The 10,371-nt window shown below is 73.2% G+C and carries 8 protein-coding genes; 1 reads left to right on the top strand and 7 read right to left on the bottom strand.

All coding sequences use genetic code 11. From position 1 onward, the window contains the following. Window positions 1-45 precede the first annotated feature (45 nt). The 7 genes from abc-f to ACFCZN_RS20885 form a co-directional block, all read right to left on the bottom strand. Window positions 46-1,704: a ribosomal protection-like ABC-F family protein gene (abc-f, locus tag ACFCZN_RS20915; RefSeq protein WP_430558036.1), complete on the bottom strand. Its 1,659-nt coding sequence runs from the start codon at window positions 1,702-1,704 to the stop codon at window positions 46-48. A gap of 186 nt (window positions 1,705-1,890) precedes the next feature. Further along, a complete protein-coding gene (locus ACFCZN_RS20910) occupies window positions 1,891-4,281 on the bottom strand; it encodes a hypothetical protein (protein ID WP_430558035.1) in 2,391 nt (796 codons plus the stop codon). Further along, on the bottom strand, window positions 4,278-6,362 hold the full coding sequence (locus ACFCZN_RS20905) for a beta-galactosidase (RefSeq protein WP_430558034.1): 2,085 nt from the start codon (window positions 6,360-6,362) through the stop codon (window positions 4,278-4,280). Before ACFCZN_RS20905 ends, ACFCZN_RS20910 begins: the two co-directional genes overlap by 4 nt. A 373-nt stretch (window positions 6,363-6,735) precedes the next feature. Beyond that, complete coding sequence (locus tag ACFCZN_RS20900; protein WP_430558033.1) at window positions 6,736-7,191, bottom strand: hypothetical protein; 456 nt, start codon at window positions 7,189-7,191, stop codon at window positions 6,736-6,738. Window positions 7,192-7,251: 60 nt separating this feature from the next. Further along, complete coding sequence (locus ACFCZN_RS20895) at window positions 7,252-7,659, bottom strand: hypothetical protein (RefSeq protein ID WP_430558032.1); 408 nt, start codon at window positions 7,657-7,659, stop codon at window positions 7,252-7,254. Between the two features lie 203 nt (window positions 7,660-7,862). After that, window positions 7,863-8,381: a hypothetical protein gene (locus ACFCZN_RS20890; protein WP_430558031.1), complete on the bottom strand. Its 519-nt coding sequence runs from the start codon at window positions 8,379-8,381 to the stop codon at window positions 7,863-7,865. Window positions 8,382-8,703: 322 nt separating this feature from the next. Next, complete coding sequence (locus tag ACFCZN_RS20885; RefSeq protein WP_429765139.1) at window positions 8,704-9,723, bottom strand: LacI family DNA-binding transcriptional regulator; 1,020 nt, start codon at window positions 9,721-9,723, stop codon at window positions 8,704-8,706. Between the two features lie 112 nt (window positions 9,724-9,835). Here ACFCZN_RS20885 and ACFCZN_RS20880 point away from each other — a divergent pair, with 112 nt between their 5' ends. Beyond that, window positions 9,836-10,210, top strand: coding sequence for an L-rhamnose mutarotase (locus tag ACFCZN_RS20880; protein WP_429765137.1), 375 nt, complete (start codon window positions 9,836-9,838; stop codon window positions 10,208-10,210). Window positions 10,211-10,371: the final 161 nt, after the last annotated feature.

Genomic DNA, 10,371 nt, shown 5'->3' with positions numbered 1-10,371 from the left:
CGGTCGCGGCGCCCCCGGCCTCTCTATCTCGGCGAGTCGGGTTCTCTATCTCGGCAACGGAGCGTCCGCGACGACGCGGCCGTCGTCGAGCACCAGGCGGCGGCCGCGGAAGCGCTCGCGCATCAGGCGGTCGTGGGAGACGAGGACGAGGGTGCCGTCGAACTCCGCGAACGCCCTCTCCAGCTCCTCGACGAGCGCCGGGGAGAGGTGGTTGGTCGGCTCGTCCACGAGCAGCACGTCCGTCGTGGTGGTGACGACCCGCGCCAGCTCGAGGCGCGACTGTTGCCCCTGGGACAGCTCGCGCACCGGCCGGGGCAGGTCGTCGGGGCGGAACAGGCCCGTGGCGAGCAGCGCCTCCGCGTGCTCCTCCAGGTCGCCGGGACGCCCGGCGGCGAAGGCGTGCAGCACGGTGCGGCCGTCGTCCGAGGCGGACGCGCCCGTCTGCCGCAGGTGCCCGACGGCGCCCTCGGCCCGGGCCGTCCCGGCGTCCGGCCCGACCTCGCCCGCGATCACCCCGAGCAGCGTGCTCTTGCCCGCACCGTTCGGCCCGGTCACCAGCACGTGCTCGCCGGCGGCCACCGTGAGGCGGGGGACCGAGAGCCGGCCGCGCACCTCGACCCCGTCGAGCTCGACGGTCCCTTCGCCCCCGCCGTCGCCGACGGGCGCCGCGGTGGCGACGTCCGTCCGGAACACGGCGCGGTCGGCGGGCCGCGCGGCCGGGTCGTCGGTGAGGCGCCGCACCCGCTCCTTGGCGTTGCGGATGCGCCCGGTGGCGCCGTGCGCCCGTGACCGCAGGCGGAACGCCCCCGACCCGAACGACGCGATGGGGACCTTGCGCGGGATCTGCTCCATCGCCTCGACGTTGGTGGCCGCGATCCGCCGCTGCCGGTCGAGGTCCGCGCGCCACCGCTCGTACGCCAGCCGCAGCTGCTCGCGCTCGGCCTCCTTCGCCGCGAGGTACCCCGACCACCCGGTGCCGTAGCGCCGCGCGCGACCGCCGTCGACCTCGACGAGCGTCGTCGTGAGGTCCGCGAGGAACGCGCGGTCGTGGGTGACGGCGACGACGGTGCCGTCGTGCGCCCGCAGCCGCTCGGTGAGCCAGTCGAGGGCGTCGTCGTCGAGGTCGTTGGTGGGTTCGTCGAGCAGCAGCAGCTCGGGGTCGGCGGCGAGCGTCGCCGCCAGCGCGAGGCGCGAGCGCTCGCCGCCCGACAGGGTGCCGAGCGCCCGGCCGCGGTCCAGGCCGGGCAGCCCGAGGCGGTGGAGCGCGACGTCGACGCGGCGGTCGGCGCCGCGGCCGTCGCGGGCGTCGAAGCGCGCGGTGAGCTCCGCGTACCGCCGCAGCGCGTCGTCCAGGGCGGCACCGCCGAGCGTACCGAGCCGGTCCTCGAGCGCGGCGACCTCCGCCGCCAGCGCGCGCACGTCCGCCAGCACGACGTCGATCGCCTGAGCGACGGTGCTGCTGGGCGGGAGGTCGAGCGTCTGCGGCAGGTGTCCGAGCCCGCCCGGGGCACGCACGACGCGCGTGCCGTTCTGCGGCTCCAGAAGGCCGGCGACGACGGCCAGCAGGGTGGACTTGCCGGAGCCGTTGTCGCCGACGACGCCGACGCGCTCGCCCGGCGAGACGGTCAGGGACAGGCGGTCGAGCACCACGCGGTCGGCGTAGCGCAGGGTGATGTCGGTGAGGGTGAGCTGTGACGGGTCCACGGGCGGGACTCCTTCCGTCGCCGGCGTCGGCGGTCGTGGAGGACGGCGGGCGTGCGAACGCCGACGCGGAGCAGTGTCGTCCGACCTGCTCGACGCGTCGGCGTCGGTGTGCTCACAGAGTTCCCATCGCGCTGCACCCTACGCACCACCGCCCCGCGCCGCCAGAGAATTGTGGCGAGCGGGGGATCACCAGGTCAGCGCGACCGGTCCCATGAGACCCGACGGGCGCCGGTCGCCCTCGTAGTAGTTCGCGGCGCTGTTGCTCACCAGCACGTCGAGGGTGCGGGTGCCCGGGGCGAGCACGCCGAGGTCCACGACGTACGGTGCGGACGGCGCGTGCCCGACGACGACGCCGTCCACGCTGACCGTCGCGGCCTCGCCCACGACGCCGAGCTCCAGTCGTGCGGCGCCCGCGCCGTCCGGCACGTCCACCTCGGCCGAGTAGCGCACGGACCCGGAGAGCCGGCGCAGGCCGGGAACCCGGGTCCAGTCGCCGAGCCCCACGTGCGCGGGCACGACGGCGTCCGGGTCGTCCGCGAACGCGTCCGGGTCGCCGAGCACGCGCTCGACCGTGCCGCGCCAGCCGGTGACCTCGAGGCGGTGCCCCGCCGCCGGGCCGACCGGGGCGACGGGGTGCCCGACGGCCGGGACCAGAGCCAGGGTGCGGCGGCGCTCCAGCTCCAGGAGCACGCGGCCGTGGTCGTCGCGCTCGACGGCGTGCCGGGTGTCGGTGAAAGGGTCCCACCAGCACGCGTCGTCGGGGACGGACGGCAGCCGCAGCCAGGTGCGGATCGGCGCCTCTCCCTCGTGGAAGGCGACGTACCCCGCTCCGTCGGAGAGCACCACGGCCCGCAGGTCGGGCGCGGCGGGCTCGGCGTCCACCACCGGGGCGCCCGCCGCGCGCAGCCGCTCCTTCAGCCTGACGACGTCGAGCGCGGCGGCGTCGGGTACGTCGTCCGGGTCGAGCAGGACGACGTACCCCGCGGCCGCGCGCTCGTCGTCGCGGTCCACGTACCCGAAGTCGACCTGCGCCTCCAGCAACGCACGCACCACCGGGCCCGACGGCGCGGCGTCGGGGCGGCTCAGCAGGCCGACCGGCCAGACCGGCGGCGCGTCGTCGAGCAGCTGCGCCACCCGCCGCACGTACCCGACCAGCGGCGGCAGGTGCGGCCACCAGGAGTTCCACCGGCCCAGGTCGGGCTCGCTCTCGAACGCCCGCCCGCCGCGCACGGAGGAGAAGAACGCGTGCAGCACGGGCGTCGTCACCCCGCGCGACAGGTACCAGTCCAGCAGCCAGCGCGCCTCGTCGAGGCTGAGACGCCAGCCGTACGCACCGAGCACCTCGGTCACCGCCGGCACCCCACCGCGGGCCCTGGCGGCGCTCGCCGCGACCTTCGGCGCCGTGCTCTCGGGGCCGTCGATGCCGCTGGTCGCGGCATCGTCGCCGGGCAGCACCCAGCGCCACACCGTGTCCTGCCCGGGCCAGTGCAGCCGCGCGGCGGTGGCCAGGTCGTCCGGCTCGGCCGGGTGCCCGGTCAGCGCGAGGCCGTGCGCGGCGCACCACGCGGCCTGCGCGTCGTAGTACACGCGGTGCAGCCGCGCCCGGACGGCGTCGTCCCAGTCACGCACGAACCCCGTGGCGTCGGGGTCCGTGCCGCCTGGGCGCGTGCCCTCGCCGTCCCACAGCTCCGGCAGCCGGCGCAGCACGTCGGCGACGTCGACCTCCAGGGCGGCGGCGACCTCCGCCTCCAGCCCCGGCGTGTACGGGCGGGCGAGCGGCCGGTGCCCGCGGCCCAGCAGGAACGGCTCGTCGGTGAACATCGCGACCACCGTCGTGCCCAGGTGCTCCCCGAGCGCGGCGGCGTAGGCGTCGTGCGTCAGCTCCAGGAACGCCGCGACGGCGTCCGGGTTCAGCAGGTCCGCCGCGGGCGGCGCGAGCGCCGACCCGTCGTCCTGCTCCGCGTGCGCCCCGCGGATCGTGCCCCCGCTGGCCGCGTCGAACACCGCCGTGACGCGCCACGCGCCGGGCGGCAGGTCCAGCCGCACCAACCCCGGCGCGCGCACCGGCAGCAGCACGGCGTCGTCGCCGACGACGCCGCCCGCGCCGTCCGACCGTCGTCCGACGACGGCGAGCAGCCGCGCGTCGAGGTCGCGGCCCAGCGCGGGGCGCCAGTACCCGGCGTCCGCGGGATCGTCGCTCGGCGCGCCGGCCGGCACCTCGACGTCATGCGTCACCGGCACCAGGCACCGGGCGGCGGACGCCGGGTCACGCGCCACGACGGCGCCGTTGGCGGAGCCGGACGGGTACGACGCCTCGTCGTAGAGCATCACCGCCAGCCCCAGCCGGGCGCACTCGTCGACCGCGACGCGCACGAGCCGCAGGAACTCGTCCGTCAGGTAACCCACCCGCCGGCTCAGCCCGACGCGCGCGCTCAGGGTCACGCCGACGAACCCCGCCTCCGAGATCTCCTGGAGCTGCGCGACCACGCCGGCGTCGTCCAGGTCGTCGTTCCAGAACACGAACGCGTACGGCCCCACCGGCCCGTCACCGGGCAGGCGCGGGTGCGGGTCCGTCATCCGTCGACCCGCACCACGCGCACGGCGCCGGCGGGCACGGTGAGGCTGCCCTCGACGGTGTCGCCGCTCAGCAGCTCCGTGCCGGCCACCGGGGCGTCCGCCGTGCCGAGCGTCGCGTCGGCGTCCGTGTGGTTGATGGCGAAGAGCCACGATGTCGCGGCACCGGTCGCGCCGTCGTCGGCCCACCGCCGCACGACCTCCACGCCCGCCGGCGCGACGACGTCCGGCCTCACGCCGGCCTCGGCCACCAGCCGCTCGGCGAGCGCGCCCAGGCCTGCGTCGTCGAGCCTCGTCGCGACGTACCACGCCCGACCCGCCCCGACCTCGCGCCGGGTGACCGCCGGGCGCCCGGCGAGAGCGCCGTCGTCGTACGACGCGACCACCTCGGTGCCGTCGGCGACGTGCGTCTTCTCGGTCCACAGGTCCGCCGTGGCCTCGCCCCCGACGGCCTTGCCGACCACGCGGACCGACTCGGGCTGCTGCAGCGGGTGGAACTCCTCGGTGCGCACGCCGAGCAGGTCGCGGAACGCGCCCGGGTAGCCGCCGAGGCGCACGTGGTCGTGCTCGTCGACGATGCCGGAGAAGTAGGTGACGACGACGGTCGCCCCGCGCTCGGCGGCGGCGGCCACGTTCGCGGCGTCGTCGTCCGTGACGACGTACGTCGTGGGCAGCACGACCAGGTCGTAGCCGTCGAGGTCGGCGCCCGGCGGCACGAGGTCGGTCGTGACGCCGAGCCGCCAGAGCGCCCGGTACCAGGCCTGGACCTGGTCCATGTAGCGCAGGTCCTGCGTGGGGTGCGAGTCGAGCTCCGACCCCCACCACGACGGGTAGTCGACGACGACGGCCGCGCGCGACCGCACCCGCGAGCCGCGCACCTCGCCCAGCGCCCGCAGCGCGCGGCCGAGCGTCACGACGTCGCGCCAGACGTCGGAGTCCCGGCCGGCGTGGGGCACCATCGCCGAGTGGTACTTCTCGGCGCCGGCCCTCGACTGGCGCCACTGGAAGAACATCACCGCGTCCGCGCCGCGGGCCACGTGCTGCAGCGAGTTGCGCAGCATCTCGCCCGGGGCCTTGGGCGTGTTGCGCGGCTGCCAGTTCACGGCCGACGTCGAGTGCTCCATGAGGATCCACGGCGCGCCGCCCGCGACGCCCCGCGTGAGGTCGGCGGAGAACGCGAGGTCCACATGCCGCTCGGGGTCCGCGGGGTACGTGTAGTGGTCGTTCGCGACGACGTCGAGCTCCGGCGCCCACGAGAAATAGTCCATGCCACGGCAGTGCGCCGTCGCCATGAGGTTGGTCGTGACGGGCACGTCGGGCGTGATCTCCCGCAGCGTGTCGCGCAGGTCGAGGTAGTAGTCGAGCAGCGCGTCGGAGGAGAACCGGTGGAAGTCGAGCTGCTGCGTCGGGTTGGCGAACGTCGGCGCGACCAGCGGCGGCAGCACGTCGTCGAACGACCCGTAGCGCTGCGACCAGAAGGCGGTGCCCCACGCCTCGTTGAGGGCGTCGACCGTGCCGTAGCGCGCGCGGAGCCAGTCGCGGAACGCCGCCGCGGCGGAGTCCGAGTAGTCGCGCGACACGTGGCAGCCGATCTCGTTGTCCACGTGCCAGACGGCGAGCGCCGGGTGGTCGCGGTAGCGCTCGGCGATGCGGGTGGTCATGCGCAGCGCGTAGTCGCGGTGCACGGGGTGGGTGACGGCGTAGGCCTGGCGGCCGCCCTGCTGCAGCACGGTGCCGTCGGCCAGCCGGGGGAGGATCTCGGGGTGCTGGCGGGTGAGCCAGGGCGGCGGCGACGCGGTGGCGGTGGCGAGCGCGACCCGGATGCCGGCCGAGTGCAGCCGGTCCATCGTCTCGTCGAGCCAGGCCCAGTCGAGCTCACCCTCGCGCGGCTCGATCGTGGCCCAGGAGAAGATCGCCACGCTGAGGATCGTGACGCCCGCCTCGCGCATGAGCTCGAGGTCCTCGAGGCGCACGTCCTGCGGCCACTGCTCAGGGTTGTAGTCGCCGCCGAAGCCGAGGCCGTCGAGGCCGGCGTTCCAGGGGCGGGGGATCGGGGTGGACTCCGGTGTCGTGCGTCGTCGCATGACCCGAGTCTGTCATGTATCGATTCAACGGGGAAGCGCTTGCCGACGACCGTGTCGCCTCGCCACCGCGGCCGCGCTGCGCACGGCCGGGCACGACGTCGAGGTGACCGTCGAGGTCAAGGTTGATAAGACCGCCACGCCAGGTCGAGATTCGCGCGTACCCGACGAGGATGCTCATGGCGCCAGGCCGTACCGAAACCCCTGACGAAGGTTTTGAGCCAGCGGGGTTTTGACGCGGTGTTTTGAACGGCGCGTCGACGGCGTGCTGTTGAGCGACGAGCGGTGGTTCACTAACGGTCGGTTCTGGACGGACGCTGCGGGCGCGGGCGACGTATTCACCCGGCTCGTCGGATCCGGGGCTCGGAAGCGGCGACTACAGGCCGCGCATCTTCGTATCGGCGAGGCTGCGCTCGTTCGCCGGCCGGGACAAGCTACGCACGGCGGCCGTGGCAGGAAGCACGGAGACCAGGAGGACCAACGGGCCGAACGGCAACACCGCGCCGGCGGCCACCAAGGCCATGAGGCAGGCGGCACTAACGGCTGCGAATGTGAGACGCCATCTGCCGGCGCGTACACCGGCCACGGTGGTAAGCACGATTGCCATCAGCACGATGACGAGTGCGGCCCACGCCGTCCCGGACTCGAAGACACCACCGGATCGGTACGCCTCGAAGTCATCAACCTGGTTGCGCGCGTAGGCGAGATCCTCAAGTCGGAAGGTGTCGCGCCATGCGAGGGCGTTATCGCACATTAACCACGTTCCGGCCATCACAGCGACGATCACGGCACCTGTCCCCACGGCGGCCCACCGCTCCTGCGTCGCGTCCATGACCGTCCCCATCTCTCGCGGTGGACCCGAATACTCGCACGGCCGTCCCGCCCGCTGTCGTCAGGTCGAGGGATGAAACGAGGTCGACGCGGTCGGGTCGTGGGGCACGACGACGATCTGGACGTCGTCCTCGTAGATCACGCGCCCCGGGTCGTCCGACTCGACCCGGACGCATTCCACACCATGCGCCTCGAGGATCGCCAGGTAGGGCGGAACCCGCTCGATGAGGTGGGTTGCTGACTCCTTGAACCACGCCGTGGCGCGCGGGTTCGCGGTCACGTCGTAGATGGTGGGGTCGGTGTCCGTTGGGTTCGGGTAGGCGGCGTTGTACCAGTCGTTCCCTGCCCGCCACGTCGCATGCTCGTCGGGCGTGAGACGTTCCGCGTACCCGAGGATGTTGGTGAGCACGAAGACGCCGGTGTGTACACCGCGCTTGCCGGGGAGTGGCGACTGGAAGCGGACGAACATGACCGCATCTCACCACGAGCTGCGCCTCACGGAGCTCCCGCCGGCCTGCCAGCAACGTCCGCTCGCGTCGGGTGTCGGAGACATGCAGAACCGGATTCTGGCGCACCTCAGCATCGGTCGGTTCTGACAGAGTTCGTCCTCACTACTCATCGGTGACGCGCCGCCCTGCGAGGCAGCGTCCTCGCTGCTCTCCGCAGCGACAGTCAGTCGCTGACGTCGATCGGAGCGAAGGGGTTCTTGGCGCAGCCGATGCTCGGATCGAGCTCACAGATCGTCTTGGCGCCCTGGAGGCTGAGGGACACCTCCGCCTTGCCGGCTGGGATGTCTGCGGGGATCCGGACGGTTCCTTGAGCAGCTCCGTCGCTGCTCGGATCCAGCACTCCGAGGGCGGCGCTGTAGCGGCCCATGGCCGGGTCGCTATCGGGCATCTCGGACATGATCGAGACCGCGTAGCGTGCGCGGTCCGGCATGCGCGACTCGCAGTCCACGCCGGCTTCTCGCCCGGTGGTCTCGACGTGCAGCTCGTCGCCGGGTGCGACGCGTTGCGGAGTGACGACCGGGTCCTCCGGTCGGCAGTACGCCGTGCGATCGACGGCAGCCTCGAGGGTCGCGCAGCCCGAAGCCGTGGCGATGGAGAGAAAGAGGATGGCCCCGAGCGTCCACCGGGAGGCGGTGTGGAGATGCGTGCCCCGCATCGGAACCGACCCGAGAGTCTCGACCACGTCACCATCCCTCCGGGGAATCATGCATCTGATGCACGAAACCTAGGGTGACCTGCGGTGAGGCAGCAAGAGTCGACCAGTGGACGGCACACGCGAGACGTGAGAATGGCCCTGCTGACCTGTGGCGACGTCGTCATCGCACACAGGTGCGAGCTCTTGCATCTGATGCAACTCGACGCTTTCATGCCGATGGCCTCCGCTATGTTGAATAGGTCATGTTTGCCCGCTTTGAGGTGCTCTAAGCCCTGATGGCCGGCACCCACCGGTCTCGGTGGGCGGCGCCCCGAGCGCAGGAGCGCGGTCGGCAGGCGGGCGCTGCGGCTCAGCCGACGCCGGTCGTGGACTCGCGGACGACGAGCTCGGGCTGGAACGTCACCTGCTCGACGACGTCGTCCGGGTCCAGCAGCAGGTCCGCCGCGCGGTGGCCGAGCTGGTGCGTCGGCTGGCGCACCGACGTCAGCGGCGTGGCCAGCTCGCCTGCGAAGGTGACGTCGTCGTACCCCACGACCGCCATGCCGGACGGCACGGGGACGTCGGCGGCGCGGAGCGTGCGTAGGGCCCCGAGGGCGGTGAGGTCGTTGACGCACATCGTGGCCGTCGGGCGCTCGGCGAGCGCGAGCACCTGCTCGGTGCCGGTCTGGCCGCCGTCGGCGTTGAGGGTGGAGATCGTGATCTCGACCAGCGCCTCGACGGGGTCGAGGCCGAGCTCCACGAGCGCGTCGTGCAGGCCGGCGCTGCGGTCGGCGCACTGGCGGATGGTGTGCGGGCCGTTGAGGAAGGCGATCCGCTCGTGCCCGAGGTCGACGAGGTGGCGCGCGGCGGCGGCGGCGCCCGCGCGGTCGTCGACGGCCACCGACGACAGCGTGTCGACCGGCGACGGGCGGTCGAGCAGTACCACCCGCAGCCCCCGGGCGCGGAGGGTCTCGAGGTGCTCGAGGTCCTGCGTGGCCGGCACGACCATGACGCCCTGCACGCCGTGCTCCTCGAAGAGGCGCAGGTAGCGGGCCTCGCGCTCCGGCTTCTCGTCGGAGCTGGCGAGCATGAGGGTGTAGTCCGCCTCCTCGAGGCGGTCCTCGATGCCGCGCGCCACGTCGGTGAAGAACGGGTTGGAGACGTCGAGCACGATGGCGCCCGCCGTGGTGATGGTGCCGGCGCGGAGCTGGCGCGCGGACCCGTTGGGCACGAACGCGAGGTCGTCGATGGCGGCGAGCACCCGCTCGCGCGTGGCCGGGGAGACGCGGTCCGGACGGTTGAGCACGTTCGAGACCGTGCCGACCGACACCTTGGCCTGGCGCGCGACGTCGCTGATCGACGCGCGGCGGCGGGGGGCGGTCGTCGTCATGGGCTGCTCCTCGGGTTCGGGCGCGTCGTCGCGCCTGGGCTCCAGCGTAGAGGTACCTGGGTGCCGGCCTGGTTGCTGCCCGGCGCCGTCGCGTGTTGCTAGGTTTCATGCTATGAACCGTTTCACCGACGACGGCGCAACGACGCACGTCTGTTTCGTGTCCCGCGTACGACGCGACCGCCTCGACGAGTACAAGGCAGCGCACGCCGCCGTCTGGCCCGAGATGCTCGAGGCGCTGGCAGAGACCGGCTGGCACGACTACCGCCTGTTCCTCGGCGCCGACGGCCTGCTCGTCGGCGTCCTGCGTACCGATGACTACGAGCGAGCCCAGCGCGACATGGCCGCCCGCGAGGTGAACGAGCGCTGGCAGGCCGCCATGAAGGACTTCTTCGAGCCCGCCGAGGGGCGCCCCGACGAGGGCTTCGTCCAGCTCGAGGAGGTCTTCCACCTGGAGTCCCAGCTCGACGCCGCACGCCGCGCCGACTGACCGCCCGCGACCTGTCAGGACCACGCGCACGTACACCTGCTCTTGGGCCCTGACAATTCCCAGTGCGGCGGGTTCAAGCGGTCGTCGCAACACCTGATCTGGTGAGGGGTGTTGGGATGGGTGACGGGACGAAGGTCGTGCGGAGTGTGGAGCGCGCGTTT

Source organism: Isoptericola sp. NPDC056134, from assembly GCF_042264825.1.
GTDB lineage: Bacteria > Actinomycetota > Actinomycetes > Actinomycetales > Cellulomonadaceae > Isoptericola > Isoptericola nanjingensis.
The sequence above is the reverse complement of the archived record's forward strand: the minus strand, read 5'-3'. Positions and strand labels throughout refer to the sequence as shown.